Source organism: Colwellia sp. F1 (assembly GCF_056238625.1).
This window is the reverse complement of sequence record NZ_JBWDLI010000006.1, coordinates 39,295-54,054: the sequence shown is the minus strand read 5'-3', so window position 1 is coordinate 54,054 and position 14,760 is coordinate 39,295. Positions and strand designations below refer to the sequence as shown.

Here is a 14,760-nt window from a genome sequence, read left to right as displayed (position 1 = left end):
ATAGTACAGGTAACGTGCACTTTTTGGTTTATAAATGTATTAAATTAAGAGTATAACTATGGTAACCCTATTTTCAAAAGAGGATTAACGCTTTGTTTGGCAATCGTTTTAAAGACATTAACGTTAAAGGTGACTTGTTCGGTGGGGTTACCACAGCAATCATTTCTTTACCTTTAGCACTCGCCTTCGGTGTGGCATCCGGTGCAGGTGCGGAAGCTGGGCTTTGGGGCGCGATAATGGTCGGCTTTTTTGCCGCCTTGTTTGGTGGCTCATCTAGTCTTATTTCAGAGCCGACGGGCCCTATGACAGTAATAATGACGGCCGTATTAACTAGCATGATGGCTAAATATCCAGAAACGGGCATGGCAATCTCCTTTACTATCGTTATGATGGCAGGTGCATTTCAAATTCTTCTAGGCACTCTAAAACTAGGGAAATACATCACCTTAATGCCCTATAGTGTTATTTCTGGCTTTATGTCGGGTATTGGCGTGATTCTTATTATATTGCAGTTGTCGCCATTATTGGGGCAAGCGAACCCATCGGGTGGGGTCATGGGCACCTTATCAGCCCTGCCCACTATGTTAGCTAATATTAAATTTGGTGAGTTGTTTTTAGGTCTACTTACCTTAGGTATTTTGTTCTTCTACCCTAAAAAATATCGTAAATACGTTCCTGCGCAGCTCATTGCTTTGGTTGTTGTTACTGTATTATCTTTGATTTTTTTCAGTAGCGAAGGTATTCGCAGAATTGGCGAAATACCCGCTGGCTTACCCTCTATAATTATTCCACATTTTAATACGGAAATTTTTACTAAAATGGTGATTGATGCTCTGGTGCTCGGTACATTAGGTTGTATCGATACTTTGCTGACAGCGGTAATTGCTGATGCGCTTATACGTAAAGAACACGACTCAGACAAAGAGCTGCGTGGTCAAGGTATTGCCAATATGATTTCAGGGCTTTTTGGTGCTTTACCGGGGGCTGGTGCAACCATGGGTACTGTAACCAACATACAAGTTGGCGCCCGTTCTCCGATGTCAGGTATAATGAGAGCCTTAGTACTTGCGCTGGTAGTGGTAGTGGCGGGAGGGCTAACAGAGCCTATTCCCATGGCTGTGTTGGCAGGTATTGCCGTGTATGTTGGTTTTAATATTCTTGATTGGAGTTTTATTCAACGGGCGCACCAAGTCAGTATTCAGGGGATGGTAATAATGTACGGTGTAATGCTACTCACCGTCTTTGTTGACTTAATTGTCGCGGTTGGGCTTGGTGTGTTTATTTCTAACATTATCGTGATTGAACGGTTAAGCAGAGAGCAAGCACGTCAAGTTAAAGCAATCAGTGATGCTGATGGGGATGATGTTCCTTTAACAGACAGTGAGCGGGGCTTGCTTGAAAAAGCGAATGGTAAAGTACTGTTCTTCTACCTGTCAGGGCCAATGATTTTTAGCGTCGCTAAGGCCATTTCTCAACAGCACAAAAGTGTTGCAAATTATGATGTGATGATCCTCGATCTGACGGATGTGCCCATGCTAGATGTCACTGTTGGTCTTGCGCTGGAAAATGCGATCAAAGATGCGAAAGATTCAAACTGTGAAGTATTGCTATTGTGTCCAAATAAACAAACGCATCAACAGTTAGAGAAGTTTCATATATTAGACTTAGTGTCTAATGACAATGCTTATTTATTCCGCAGTGAGGCATTACAGGCAGCGCTAAAGTGTGTGAAAGAAAAGGAAGTTAATTATGCCGTGGCAAAATGGGTGAGCCAAAAACCCTACAAGCTATCAAGTTAACATAGGGTGTATGTGTGGTTCAACTCAGCTTTTGGCGGCTTTGAGGTTTTTATCTTTACCACATTGTTGAATTTGCCAAGACTTAGTATTAACAATATCGCGAGAACATTTGAGTTAACCCCGTAAATAGTAGAAGATGGCAGGACTTGTTGCTTGATAGAACACCATGCGTACGGGTATATTTACACGAGAAAAAGTTGGATTAACACTGAATTAAAATAATAAATGTAGGAATAAATCACATGTACATGATGGTTAAGCACGCACACCTGACAATAATTATGTTGACGTTTATCTTTTTCGTTATTAACTTTGTGTTAATGATGAAAGGCTCTGACAAGGCCAATAATAAGCTACTGAAAGTAGGCCCACATATTTTATATACGCTATTTATTTGTAGCGTTATTTATTTGGTCGCGGTTAATCCTTTAAAGTTATACCCACTAGTCAATGGATGGGCATCGTCTAAATTAGCAGGCTTTGTTATCTATGTATTATCTATTACGTTTGCGCTTAAGTGGGCAAAGACAACGTTATGGCGTATTTTAGGCTTTGTTAGTGCAACATTTTGGTTAGTAATGAGCGCACGACTTGCTTACGCTGATCGTCTTAAAGTAAAAGGTGTTAGCGAAGACGTGAATGCTTACCTTGAATTTGGGCAGTCTATGCTGGCGATGGCTTGTTAGTTTTACTGTAAAGCCAGTGAACAATATCTCGCCATGTTATTATTCCTATCGGTTTTTTATCACTATTAACAACCGGTAGGCATGATACGCCCGTATCATGAAATATTTTTATCGCGGCAATAAAAGACGTAGACTGATCAATTGCCACGAGTTTTTTAGAAACAATTTGATGGACGCGTTTATTTAACATCGCTAAGTCTTTTGCGTTAGCTGTCGGTAACTCTAGGTTAGCGTTGGTGGCTTTTAAATAATCCCTTTCAGAAATGACAGCCACTAGTTCATTCGTGCTCTCTGTTACCATTAAATGATGAAACTTGTGCTGTATAAACAATTCTCTAACAACAGTCAGCCTATCATCTAGATCAACACAAATGATATCTTCACTCATTATTTCTGTAACATTCATTGGTTATTACTCACTGTCTTAGCTGTCAGAAAATTAAAGAAGGTTTTATCAGCCATACTGACGGTATAAAGACCATAAGCTTTTCAAAAAAACATGTCAATTATCTCTGTATGGCGCGCTAATGTGTGGCTTTATAAGCGTTAAGATCTGTCCGTGGTAAGTGGGGCATAATTTAACGCCAACTGATATCAAGCTTAGGTTACTTAGCATACTAGTACATGACAAATGCATCATACAAATAAAAGCACCTTGGTTTGGCTATTTTATTGGCTTTTGTGCGACCAGGTTAATTAAGGTCTCTTCTCGCTCTGCGGGTGGGGCAATGCCAAACCAGTTTTCTTTAATCGCTAAATCTTCTCTACTCCACCACAAAAAAGGATAAGAGATTTTATCTTCAGCAACATAAAAACCTGCCTTGCGAACAAGGGCTAAATACTCATCGGCTGTTTTTTGCACCTTCATTGGGTGACGAAAAAGCAATTTAATGATAAACGAGTGAATATAACGTTTTGTTGATTCAGCGAATAATAAAACGCCACCAGGCTTTAATATGCGCAAGAACTCATTAATTGCTTGTTCTTGGTAAATTAAGTGATGAAAGGTTTGGTGGCAGAGTAACATATCAACCGAGTTGTCGGCTAAATCAATCATAGAGCTAGAGCAGCAAACATACTCAACATTCGGTAACTGTGCCAATGCTACTTCTTTTTTAGTCGCAGCAATCATTTCGGGGTCAATGTCGATAGCAATAAGCTTTTCTGGGTTGAACCTGTTATGCAGTTTTTCTAATGAACGCCCGTAACCACAACCTACGTCGGCAATAACATCAAACTTTGTTGTGTTATCGTTCAGTAGTTTGGTGAGATCCTCCATTGCAACTTCCAGTACATAGTTAGTCCAAGTATGACTACGAAGAAACCACTTACCAAAGCTAGATTCGGGCACGTGCGCTTGTGCGAGAACATTTTTCATGTTGCTAATCCATCCGCTTGAATATTAATGAGGTATTAATACCGCCAAAAGCAAAATTATTGCTCATCACATAATTAGTATTAATCATTCGTCCGTCACCTGTAATGTAATCTAACTCGCCGCACTCAGGGTCAATATTGCCGAGGTTTATGGTCGGTGAAAACCAGCCATTATTCATCATTGAAATACTGGCCCAAGACTCTATTGCACCACAAGCACCTAACGTATGGCCTAAGTAGCTTTTTAAAGAGCTAATGGGAGTATTTTTAGCGACAGCGTCGACAGTAGCATTGGTTTCAGCAATGTCGCCTCGATCCGTTGCTGTGCCGTGTGCACTCACATAACCTATATCTTGCGCTTTAACATTCGCATCAATCATGGCTTCTGTGATTGCTTTTGCCATTGTTTCTTTTGTTGGTTGCGTGACATGGACACCGTCTGAATTTGTGCCGTAACCGACTAATTCGGCATAAATAGGTGCACCGCGAGCAACAGCATGTTCATATTCTTCTAAAATAAGAGTGCAGGCACCTTCGCCAATAACTAAACCATCGCGCTCATTATCAAACGGGCTCGGTGTTTTTTTAGGTTGTGCGTTTTTAGTCGTTGTTGCATAAAGTGTGTCGAACACAGCCACTTCACTCGGGCAGAGTTCTTCGCCACCACCGGCAACCATAATGTCTTGTTTACCAAACTTAATCGCTTCATAAGCATAGCCAATGGCTTGCGAGCTCGAAGTACAAGCAGAGCTTGTGGTATAAATGCGGCCGGTTATACCAAAGAAAACACCGATATTTACCGCGGTGGTATGGCTCATCATTTTTATATAACTGGTGGCGGTAACGCCTTGCATATTGCCTGATTTTAATAAATCGCCAAAGGCGATCAAAGGCTCTGTAGAACCGATTGATGAGCCGTAGGCAACGCCCATTCTGCCAGAGTTAAAATGCTCACCTGTTAAGAGGTTGGCATCAGCAAGTGCTGTTTCAGTGGCGGTGGTTGCCATTAACGAAACTCGGCCCATCGAGCGCACTTGTTTTCGGGTGTAATGGGCAGGCTTAACAAAATCTAAAATGGGGGCAGATAAGTGAGTATTTAAACCATCAATATTTTTTAGCTTTTCATCAACTTGCACAGCATTTATTTTTTTGCGCAAGTTTTGTTCAAAATCTTGCCAGTTATGGCCTAATGCCGTTATAGCCGACATTCCTGTAATAACAACACGTCTCATTTTGACAATAAGCCTCTTAAAAAAGTAAAATTTATTCGATTAAATAGCAGTATTTTTTATGCGTTTTGGGGTGAAGAAAGTTGCTCAGCTAAAAACCCTGTTGGGTTTTCGGGTTGAAATACATTAACCCGTGCTGAAGCTACTTCGTTATTATTAACGAATATAGCACAGTCAAAGGCACTTAACCCTGATTCATCTTTATAGAGTTGCTGTACCGTAATTTGCAATGCCATGCCCAGTTTAAAAACAGACAAGTCAGACTTGTATTTACGACTGCTGACTAAGAACCCAATCTCAACTGGTTTGTTATTGATCAGTTCATTTGCATTGGCATAAGCGGCAATACTTTGAGCCATATACTCTATGCCTACATAGCTTGGCACACCCTGTAGCTCTGGGTCAAAGAGCAAGCTTTGCTCGGTAATTAAATGGCAGCAGCTTGCTTTGTCTTCAGAAAAACTGACCAGTGAATCAAGCAGTATCATTGGGTGAGCATGCGGGAGTACTTGGTCAATTGTAAAGATTGTTTGTTTTTTATTTATTGTAGAACTTTGAGTCATATTAAACCCCAATAAGAATGCTGACATTGTTGCCACCAAAGGCAAATGAATTTGACAGGCAATGCTTAATTGGCTTGCTGCTTTGTTGGCCAACATCTGTTAGTGCGATTGCTGCTAATGAGTCGTCTTTGTTATGGTTCCAACAATGGGGAATAAAATGCCGATTGTTGTCTTGCATCATTAACCAACATAAGCCAATTTCAGTCGCGCCTGCCGCCCCTAACGTGTGGCCTATCATACCCTTTACTGAGCTACAGGGGGTGTCGCTACCAAAAACTGCATGAACGGCACTGGCTTCCATGGCATCATTTTTTTCGGTCGCGGTACCATGTAAATTAATATAGTCGACCTCGTTAGGGAGAATGCCCGCCGTATCGATTGCTTGTTGCATGGCACTAATGGCACCTTCGCCGGCTGGATGCGGCGCAGACATATGATGTGCGTCGCTTGATTCACCACAGCCTAAAAGCTTTATACTGCCTTTGTCTTTTCGCAGTACGCACAAAGCAGCCGCTTCGCCTAAATTAATGCCATCTCTTGTTGCACTCGACGGCTGACATAGGCCACTTGAGGTTGAGTCAAGTGCAGAAAAGCCGTTGACTGTCATACCACATAATGCATCTACACCACCAACAATAGCCGCATCAATGACGCCAGATAGAATAAGCTCTTTTGCCGTAACAAAGGCTTTAGCGCTAGAAGAGCAAGCGGTTGAAATGGTAAAGGCTGGGCCTTTAACGTCAAGTTCATCAGCAATAAATTCGGCTAAGTTAAACATTTCTTGCATGCGATAATCATAGTCAGGCGGAAACTCTCCTGTTGCTAGTTCAGCTTTAACAGCCTTTTCACCTTCATAAATACCTGAAGTGCTAGTACCGACGATAACACCAATCTTTTCAGATGAAACTGTTAATTTTAAATCATTAACCTCGCATTCAAGCGACTGCAAAGCCAGTTTTGCTAATTGATTATTACGGGTGTTAAAGTGTTTTGCTCTGTTGGTGATATCAGGTAAGTTTTTGTTAACTGCGCCCACAAATAAACTGCCTTCATTAGGCAGTTGGGCGTTTTCAGTTAGCCCACTGCGCACACCTTGTAGCATATTCTTTTTAATATCGTGCAAGTTACTGCCTAGCGGGTTTACTAGGGCAAAGTCACTGATATAGAGTTCAATGGTTTTTGTGTTATTCATTCACAGGCTCAATGGTTAATTGGTAATGCTCAAGCGCATTAATTAAGACAATTTTGTGTTTGGTATAAGTGATTTGGACAATACGCTTACCTGCTTTTGTTATTTCTCGAACCCAGTGCTCAGGGCCTTCCTTAACACTTGATAAGTTATAATCGATTAAAAGTCCAGAGCGAATATTGTCTTCGGGCCATTTTACTAGCTGAATATCTCGAATGATACGCAAAGCCATGCTTTTATCGAAAGTTGCACTGACAAAACCCTGCAAGCCTTCATTCTTATGCCACTTGGCTTGCAGTACAGGCAAGCCGCTGTAAGTCATAGCGGCAAGGCTTACCGTGTGTTCTTGCGTTTCTATTTGCGTTAATAATGTGCGTTTGTGTGCTTGCTCAAAGGTTAATGACTCTAAAAATACCTTATGCTGTAAAGCATACGGTAGGGCTTGCAGTTGATAAAAGTTAGTGTCTTGGTTTTTAGGGCTAACGACAGCGCAAGAGGTTATAAAAAACAATACAATACCCCATACAGCGTATTGGGGTTGCTGATACAAAGCGCGCATTAACCTTGATTACCTTGTCGGCAAATGTCTACTAATGCGCTCAGTCTACGTTCGGTTTTATTAACATACGGATTTTCTTGATCCCATGCGTAGCCAGCTAAAATAGAGCAAATCATAGACTTAACGTCATTGTCATCTTTTTGAAAGAAAATAACATTTTGTAATTCGGTATCATACCAAGACATTACAAAGTGCTTAAATACATCAACGCCAGCCTTTAAATTGTCGGCGTATTCCGTTTGCCAAGTTACATGGTCACCAGAGAGTTGTTTGTCTAATAGGTTGGCCGCTAATGATGCTGAATACATAGCAATAGTGACACCAGAAGAAAAGACAGGATCTAGAAATTCTCCTGCGTTACCTAACAGGGCAAACCGCTCACCAAATAGCTGTGTAACATTGGAAGAATAACCTTGCAATGTTCTTATAGGTGTTATTTTCTTTGCCTGTTTAAGTAGGTTTGCTAGATAGGGTTCTTGCGTTAGAAAACTATCAAAGGCTTCTTCGCTGGTGTGAGCTGGGTTATAGTAATTCACATCGCCAACCACACCAAAGCTGACAGTACCATCAGAAAAAGGAATTAACCAATACCAAATATCATTTTTTTCTGGGTGTACCGTAATCAGTATTTTGTTTCTGTCGTAGTGTTTATCGGTTATACCATCTTGTAAATGACAAAATACCGCGCGCCGATCAGAAAGAGTGCTGGGTAACTCTAGTGATAATAACCTCGGTAGTACGCGGCCATAACCACTGGCATCAAGAAGAAATTCTGCTTCAAAATTAAGAGATTCATGCTCATTCTTAACCGACACTATCGCAGACTCTGGGGTAAACTCAACGGCAGTAACTTCATGCTTATAGCGAATGTCAGCGCCTATCTCTTCAGCCCTATCGGCAAGTGCTTTATCAAAATTAGCACGTTTTACTTGGAAAGTGCTGCCTGCGCCGGCACTAAATTTTTTACTAAAATCAAAATTACAATGCTCACCATTGCGATAAAATGCCGCGCCATCTTTATATTGAAAGCCCAAACTTTCCGCTTGTGATTGCACCGCGTTAAGCATATCCGCCTCTTCAATAAAAGCCATACACTGCGGTAATAAGCTCTCACCAATACAAAAACGAGGAAACTGCTCTTTTTCTATGACAAGCACTCGCCATCCTTTTTGCACTAGTATGCTAGCAGCAATTGAACCCGAAGGGCCTGCACCAATGATAATTACATCAAATTTTTCATTTATTGTCATTCTGACCTCTTTTCCCTGAAATTTTAGTGATTATTGGCGAAAATAAAAATGTGATGACGATACCCAAAAATACCGTCTGTCCAAAACTTGCCACAGCAGGCGTAGAACTAAAGCTTAAGATGGCAAAGACAAAAATTGAACTTAATGCTGACATTAATGTGGTTTTGGTAATCAATACTGAAAAGCCATGTTCGGCATAAAATATAGAATAATCAAGCCCTAATGCCAAAATAACTAAGCCAGCTGCTAAATTAAATAAGGTTAAATTACCTTGTAAAATAGCACTTAACGCTAGTGCAATAACAAAAGCACAGGCAGGTACCGCCACGCCATAACACGCCTTTTTCAAGCCATAGCGACAATAAAACACGAGCAAGCCAGCTAAACAAGCCACCATAAATATAAACGCTAGCACTAGCCGGAAAGTGGCGAGTTCAGTTTCTGTGTCGGCCAGCTTGTCAACAAAAACACTATTTTCAAGCATGCTTAGCTCTTGAGCAAGCCTACTTGCATCGTTTATTCCGGCAAACTTAATCATAGAATAATACTGGTTATTGTCTTGCAGCCATAAATGCTTAAATGTTTTGCCAAGGGAGCTTTCAAACCATGCATCCGGTAATAAGTACTGCTCAAGCGGTTTTACTTCAAGGGTTTGACGGCCTAGTAGCTTAGCTAAAGCGGTAAATTGACCTTGCTCACTTGCTGCCAATAATAAGGTGTTGTTTTTGTGTTGTTGCTTTATTGAAGGTAGCCAACTGGCGACAGCCTGGTAGCTACTAAAGCGGTTATTCAATTGCATTTCATTGAGCAACGTAATTGCGTTTTCTTCACGCTCGAGTAACTGTTGCTGGCTGTCACCCTGTAATAACAAGTATTGATTATCAAACTTTTGTCCAAGCATTTGTTTTACTTTGTTTTCATTTTGCAGTAAGTGTACTGGCACTTGATAAAAAGACTTCGCATTATCAGAAAAAGGGCTTTGAGTGAGGGCGGTAATAGACAGTGCCAGTAAAATGATTAATAAGTAAAGATGGCTTTGCCAGTTTTTTAGTATAAGTTGGTGATGTTTATTGATTGCTAAAAAAACGCTGTTATTATCTTTATGCTTGAGATTCACATCTTGAGTGCCGCTGTGCTGGTTGCTGCCCTTTGGGCTGGTTTGAAAGTTAACCTTATGATGTAAATAAGGAAACACTAATAATACAGTAACCAGCGCGCCGAGTAAGCCAAAAATAGTAAATACCGCTATTTGTTTAAAAATAACAATAGGCACTAGCACTAATAGCACATACCCTAGTGCTGTGGTTATAAAAGTTAACACCAGTGAAGCGGTCACGCTTTTTAATGGGTTTTTCAGTGTTGGCGTGGTATTTTCTAACTCAGTTAGACTATGAAAGCTATAATCAGCTGCAATGCCTATTAAGGTGATCGCAAAAACAATGGTTAATATATTCACCTCATCAAAAAACAAGTTAAGCCCTAAAAACCCGTAAGCAATACTAATGCTAATGACTAAAATAGTGCACACAAGGCTTATGGTGCGCCGGTAAGCAAAATAAATTAATAACAGTGTTGCTACTATCGATAAACCACCTAACCATTGCATTTCTTGCTTTGCTTGCTCACTGGCTTCAACGCTATAAAATATTGCTCCAGTACGGATATAATCTATGTTTTGCTGTTTTTTTACCTGATCAAGCTGTGTCACAATATGCTTAGCGCTATTAAGATGAAAGGCGTCTTCGCTTGTTCTCATGGTTACTAAAATATAATGCATGTTTTGATAGCGAAGTGTTAAATAACCATCAGGCGTGAGGGTAAGCGCACTTGATGGAAATGGTGAGCGGTTTAAATAATTTGCGAATGCTAACGTAGGGTCTTCAGTAAGCGTTTTGCTCACTAATTGGTCACCTAATTGATTTAATAGTTGAAATTGTAAATCAAAAACGTTTTGATCTTCTTGAGCCAAATGCGCTGTATAAGTTGGTGTTAATAGTTGTTGCTCAAAGCCGGTGTAACTGTCGAGCATATTTTGCTGGTTTGGGATGTTATCAAGCTGGGCAAAAACGGTTGAAATACCGGATATTTTAGCTAATTGTTGCGCTAAGCTTTCTGCTGCTTGAGTGGCTTTATCTTGTTGCGGGTGACCAACAAGATAAAGTAAGCCGGTATGTAAATTGGCGTCTATTTTCTTTTGCGCTGCTTGCCATTGAACATTCTGCTCAGTGGAAAATAAAGCGGTTAAATTTGTATTAAATGAGAGTGGCTTTTCAAGCACCACCAACACTAACAGCAATACTAATACAGTACATTGTGCTAGCCAAAGGTAGAGTTTATTAATTGATGTTAAATTCACGAATATCTTCATCTGAAAGTTGGTTAGTGATGGTGTTAAGCTCAATTTCAGTTAAATTATTCTGGGCATCTTTGATGGTTACAAACCTTTGCCCTAACTGGTTAGCATCTGGCTCATCGGGTAGACAAACCTTAATCTCTTTAATTGTTTGTGATAAAACTAGCGTTTTTGGCGCTAATTGCAAACATTGTTGCTCAGTAAGGCTAATATGCCATTGTGTACGATTAATTTCGCCAGTGAATACAGCGCGAACTAAGGTTTCAACACTGGCATGGCTAGCAACCACTTGATAATTGTCTGGCTCTTTACTTTGCTCTTTGTTGCTGCTTTGGTGCATTAATTGCCATACTTTATCGTTAATAATGATCAGTTTAGAAAAAACAGGTGTGTTGACTTGCCATATAACGTTGTTGTTATAAATTTTTAATACGCCGGTTGAAATTATTGGAGTCTTAAGAAAGGCAAGGTGTTTTTTTTGTGTAAAGCTTGCTAAGCCTTGCATTAACTGCAGTTTTACAAGTAGGCTTGCTAAAGCCTGTGCTTGTTTGTTGCCTGCTTTTTTGGCACTTACTTGATGCGTGCTGGCGCCGGGTGTGGCTTTTGCTGTGTCGCGATTAGTGGTGTTTTCTCTTGCATTGGCGTCCTGTTCAATGTGCTCACTTGCGTCAATAGATATCGAGCAAGTAGCGAGAAATAATAATAGCAAAACCGTAAATATGTTCATTGTTAATATTGTTCACTGGCTAAAAGTGGCGCTAATTTTTGCAGTAATATTTTAGGGGACTCAAACTGCATTTCACTATTCTCCATATTAATAGCAACTTGTACAGTATAAGCTTTGGTTAATACTTTATTGGTGGCAATATTAAATATTCGATAAGCAATCTTTAAGCGTGTTTCATATTCAACCAGTGTTGCTTCAACACGAATTCTATCGCCAAACTTTGCTGATTTAACATATTTAAGTCGCATATCAACAATCGGCCACAAATAGCCCGAATCCTCCATATCATTGTAGTCATAGTTGAATTTACGTAACAACTGACAGCGGGCGTCTTCAATGTATTTGACATAGTTGCCATGCCATACAACACGCATGGCGTCTACATCATAAAACGGCACATCAATCTCATGAGCTACCGTTAAAAAGCCTTTAGTTTTGCGCATAAAGAATCCAGCGTTCGTTTTGAATATATTCTATCGTTTGGCGTAAAATTGCGTCAGTAGGGCGATCTTCTTCGAGTAAGTCAAAAAAACCAGCTATATCATCAACCATAACACGAACGTCATCAGTTAATGAAGCGCGGCTAAGTTCATCGTTTAGCATTCTTATACGAACACCCTGTACGGCTGCCAGCAATGTTGCTGCTAACACTTGTTCGGTTAATTGTAATATTCTTAAACAATCCCGTGCTGCAATAGTGCCCATGCTGACTTTGTCTTGATTATGACATTCAGTAGATCGAGAAAAAACACTGGCTGGCATGGTTAACTTTAAGGCTTCAGCGGTCCAGGCAGAGCAGCCAATCTGTATTGCTTTAAACCCATGGTTAATATGTCTTCTTTCACCGGTTGAGGCGGTTAAGTTAGGTGGTAAACCATTATTCATTTTAATGTCGACTAAGGTTGCGATTTGTCTATCAGCTAAATCAGCTAAATTGGCGACACAGTTTTTCATTGAGTCCATTGCCATCGCAATATGACCACCATAAAAGTGGCCGCCATGTAGAATGTGCTCACCTACACCATCAATAATAGGGTTGTCATTTGCGCTGTTTAATTCATTTTCAATCATGCTTCTAAGCCAAGGTAGGCTATCAGCTAAAACACCAATAACATGTGGCGCACAACGGATGGAGTATCGGTCTTGTAAACGATGAGAGTTTCTTGGGTGTTCATGATGATTTAAATCGTTTTGAATCCATTTAGCAATGCGATTTTGCCCTGGATGTGGCTTAACACTGAATAAAATATCATCAAAGTGATTGCTGTTACCTTTTAAGGCCAAGCTTGATAAGGCGGTTATTCTGGCCATTAATTTAGTGGCATACTCAGCTCTTTTATAGGCTGTACAGGCTAAAGCGGTCATGACAGCTGTACCATTCATAATGGCTAAGCCCTCTTTAGGACGCAGCTTAATAGGTGTTAAGCCTTCTTGTGCAAGTGCTGTGGCGGCGTTAACAATTTCACCTTGGTAATAGGTGTCACGCTCACCAATCAGTGTGCCTGCTATATAGGATAATGGCGTTAAATCACCACTGGCGCCTACTGAGCCTTCTTGTGGAATAACAGGTAAAATATTATGGTTAAGTAACGCAACTAATAAGTCTAATAAATTCCAGCTAACGCCTGAATAGCCTCGTGTTAATGAAGCTAAGCGAGTGGCTAAAATAGCGCGAGATTGTTCAGGCGTGAAAAAGTCCCCTAGCCCGCAGCCATGAAAGCGCGTTAGGTGCATAGGTAGCTCTTCAATGAGTTCAGTGGGCACTTCGTAGGTAACAGAATCACCGTAGCCGGTAGTTACGCCATAGATGTGGCCCTCTTCACGCAATATTTTTTCTAAAAACTTTACGCCAGAGTCTATGCGTAGTTTGAAGTCTTGCGATTTTGACAAAGCAATGGGGTCATGAGATTTTGCTACGGTTACAATATCTTCAATGGTTAAATTGCCTTCACCAAATAAAATTGTTTTATTTTTAGGGGTGGTCACTTATTTCTCTCCAAAACTATTTCGTCTCTGTGTTTTAATATGACAATTATTGTAGTTAGTCTTATTTTGCTATTAACTTTTTTTAATCTTTCGGTGTTGTATTTTTGCTGTTGTGCCAAAAATTAAAAAAGTTATACCATTGATATGGTGACTTATAACAATAATATTCTAATCGCTGGGCGTATTTAGCCGCTAGCCCTCTAAAGTACTCAGTTCGCTCTTTGCGTTTTACTTTGGTGGGTTGGGCAAACTCTTCAATATAAGCTTGGTACCTGCCTGTTTCTTTTATACAGAACATTAAAAATACTGGGCATTCCATAATAGCGGCTAAGGCAAAAGGCCCTTTGGCGAATGGGGCGTTTTCACCAAGAAAAGGTACTTGATAAACGCTGTCAGGGTTATTAACTGAGGTTCTGTCAGCAAAAATAACAATAGACTCACCTTCTTCAATTTTTTGCTTCAGTTGAATCGAGTCAGCAGGGCCAAAATTATTAATATGAATAAAGTTTATTGCGGCATCTTTATTAACTTTTTTTAAAAAGTTATTAAAAGAAGGGGTGTGTTCATTATAAGTAATCACATTTAATTTGCGTTTATGATCACCAGAACTAAAAATGGCGCGACAAACTTCCATATTACCTAAGTGGGCACTAAAAATAACAGCACCATTAGCATTTAATAGCGCCTGATAGGCACCATCATTGACAATGTCAATATCATCGATATTGACCTTGCCTAACCAAGCGTCAAATTTATCAACAATCGCTAAACCAAAATTATAAAAAACTTTAAAACCTTCGCGAAAGCGCTGGGCTTTAGTTAATGTTATGTGATGTTGGTGGGCATTAAGGTTGCTTAAATAATGATGAATACTATTGCGGGCGACGCTACCCGTTAAATAAAAATAGACCATCACGGGAAACAAAATAACTTTAAACACCCAGTTACCTAGGTATTTATGAATAAAAACCAATACTTCTATACCAAAGATTGAACCACGCTCTTTAAATTTAGACCAATGTAGGTCGTCTTTAGTCTCCAT

Annotated in this window: 14 protein-coding genes; 2 read left to right on the top strand and 12 right to left on the bottom strand. The window is 40.1% G+C overall.

The features are described from left to right. The first annotated feature begins 92 nt into the window (after positions 1–92). Positions 93–1,799, top strand: a complete 1,707-nt coding sequence (locus AC0UA9_RS07235) for a SulP family inorganic anion transporter (RefSeq protein WP_475658984.1) — start codon at positions 93–95, stop codon at positions 1,797–1,799. A gap of 242 nt (positions 1,800–2,041) precedes the next feature. Then, positions 2,042–2,485: a SirB2 family protein gene (locus AC0UA9_RS07230; protein WP_475658981.1), complete on the top strand. Its 444-nt coding sequence runs from the start codon at positions 2,042–2,044 to the stop codon at positions 2,483–2,485. Here AC0UA9_RS07230 and AC0UA9_RS07225 read toward each other — a convergent pair. The 12 genes from AC0UA9_RS07225 to AC0UA9_RS07170 all read right to left on the bottom strand — a co-directional run bounded on the left by AC0UA9_RS07225 (position 2,463) and on the right by AC0UA9_RS07170 (position 14,760). Next, positions 2,463–2,891, bottom strand: a complete 429-nt coding sequence (locus AC0UA9_RS07225; RefSeq protein WP_475658979.1) for a CBS domain-containing protein — start codon at positions 2,889–2,891, stop codon at positions 2,463–2,465. The genes AC0UA9_RS07230 and AC0UA9_RS07225 overlap by 23 nt on opposite strands. A gap of 258 nt (positions 2,892–3,149) precedes the next feature. After that, positions 3,150–3,863 (bottom strand): class I SAM-dependent methyltransferase, encoded by a 714-nt coding sequence (locus AC0UA9_RS07220; RefSeq protein WP_475658977.1) that lies wholly within the window; start codon positions 3,861–3,863, stop codon positions 3,150–3,152. Between the two features lie 4 nt (positions 3,864–3,867). Continuing rightward, entirely contained in the window at positions 3,868–5,094 is a 1,227-nt protein-coding gene (locus tag AC0UA9_RS07215; protein ID WP_475658975.1) for a beta-ketoacyl-ACP synthase, read from the bottom strand. A 56-nt stretch (positions 5,095–5,150) separates the two neighbouring features. Continuing rightward, positions 5,151–5,654: a hotdog family protein gene (locus AC0UA9_RS07210; RefSeq protein WP_475658973.1), complete on the bottom strand. Its 504-nt coding sequence runs from the start codon at positions 5,652–5,654 to the stop codon at positions 5,151–5,153. Position 5,655: 1 nt separating this feature from the next. After that, positions 5,656–6,846, bottom strand: a complete 1,191-nt coding sequence (locus AC0UA9_RS07205; protein ID WP_475658971.1) for a beta-ketoacyl-[acyl-carrier-protein] synthase family protein — start codon at positions 6,844–6,846, stop codon at positions 5,656–5,658. Then, entirely contained in the window at positions 6,839–7,354 is a 516-nt protein-coding gene (locus AC0UA9_RS07200) for a DUF3261 domain-containing protein (RefSeq protein WP_475658969.1), read from the bottom strand. The genes AC0UA9_RS07205 and AC0UA9_RS07200 overlap by 8 nt, the downstream gene beginning before the upstream one ends. A 47-nt stretch (positions 7,355–7,401) precedes the next feature. After that, the gene (locus tag AC0UA9_RS07195) at positions 7,402–8,652 is read right to left on the bottom strand and encodes an NAD(P)/FAD-dependent oxidoreductase (protein WP_475658966.1); all 1,251 of its coding nucleotides are present in this window, start codon (positions 8,650–8,652) and stop codon (positions 7,402–7,404) included. Next, entirely contained in the window at positions 8,639–11,008 is a 2,370-nt protein-coding gene (locus tag AC0UA9_RS07190; RefSeq protein ID WP_475658964.1) for an MMPL family transporter, read from the bottom strand. The genes AC0UA9_RS07195 and AC0UA9_RS07190 overlap by 14 nt, the downstream gene beginning before the upstream one ends. Then, complete coding sequence (locus AC0UA9_RS07185) at positions 10,989–11,732, bottom strand: outer membrane lipoprotein carrier protein LolA (RefSeq protein WP_475658962.1); 744 nt, start codon at positions 11,730–11,732, stop codon at positions 10,989–10,991. Before AC0UA9_RS07185 ends, AC0UA9_RS07190 begins: the two co-directional genes overlap by 20 nt. A 2-nt stretch (positions 11,733–11,734) precedes the next feature. After that, the gene (locus AC0UA9_RS07180; protein WP_475658960.1) at positions 11,735–12,175 is read right to left on the bottom strand and encodes an acyl-CoA thioesterase; all 441 of its coding nucleotides are present in this window, start codon (positions 12,173–12,175) and stop codon (positions 11,735–11,737) included. After that, the gene (locus AC0UA9_RS07175; protein ID WP_475658958.1) at positions 12,162–13,718 is read right to left on the bottom strand and encodes an HAL/PAL/TAL family ammonia-lyase; all 1,557 of its coding nucleotides are present in this window, start codon (positions 13,716–13,718) and stop codon (positions 12,162–12,164) included. Before AC0UA9_RS07175 ends, AC0UA9_RS07180 begins: the two co-directional genes overlap by 14 nt. An 82-nt stretch (positions 13,719–13,800) precedes the next feature. Continuing rightward, entirely contained in the window at positions 13,801–14,760 is a 960-nt protein-coding gene (locus AC0UA9_RS07170; protein WP_475658956.1) for an LpxL/LpxP family acyltransferase, read from the bottom strand.

Excerpts from the sequence above, each read along its gene's own strand:
- AC0UA9_RS07230 (WP_475658981.1), top strand. The coding sequence starts at position 2,042 with ATGTACATGATGGTTAAGCACGCACACCTGACAATAATTATGTTGACG.
- AC0UA9_RS07225 (WP_475658979.1), bottom strand. The coding sequence starts at position 2,891 with ATGAATGTTACAGAAATAATGAGTGAAGATATCATTTGTGTTGATCTA.
- AC0UA9_RS07220 (WP_475658977.1), bottom strand. The coding sequence starts at position 3,863 with ATGAAAAATGTTCTCGCACAAGCGCACGTGCCCGAATCTAGCTTTGGT.
- AC0UA9_RS07215 (WP_475658975.1), bottom strand. The coding sequence starts at position 5,094 with ATGAGACGTGTTGTTATTACAGGAATGTCGGCTATAACGGCATTAGGC.
- AC0UA9_RS07210 (WP_475658973.1), bottom strand. The coding sequence starts at position 5,654 with ATGACTCAAAGTTCTACAATAAATAAAAAACAAACAATCTTTACAATT.
- AC0UA9_RS07205 (WP_475658971.1), bottom strand. The coding sequence starts at position 6,846 with ATGAATAACACAAAAACCATTGAACTCTATATCAGTGACTTTGCCCTA.
- AC0UA9_RS07195 (WP_475658966.1), bottom strand. The coding sequence starts at position 8,652 with ATGACAATAAATGAAAAATTTGATGTAATTATCATTGGTGCAGGCCCT.
- AC0UA9_RS07185 (WP_475658962.1), bottom strand. The coding sequence starts at position 11,732 with ATGAACATATTTACGGTTTTGCTATTATTATTTCTCGCTACTTGCTCG.
- AC0UA9_RS07180 (WP_475658960.1), bottom strand. The coding sequence starts at position 12,175 with ATGCGCAAAACTAAAGGCTTTTTAACGGTAGCTCATGAGATTGATGTG.
- AC0UA9_RS07170 (WP_475658956.1), bottom strand. The coding sequence starts at position 14,760 with ATGGAGACTAAAGACGACCTACATTGGTCTAAATTTAAAGAGCGTGGT.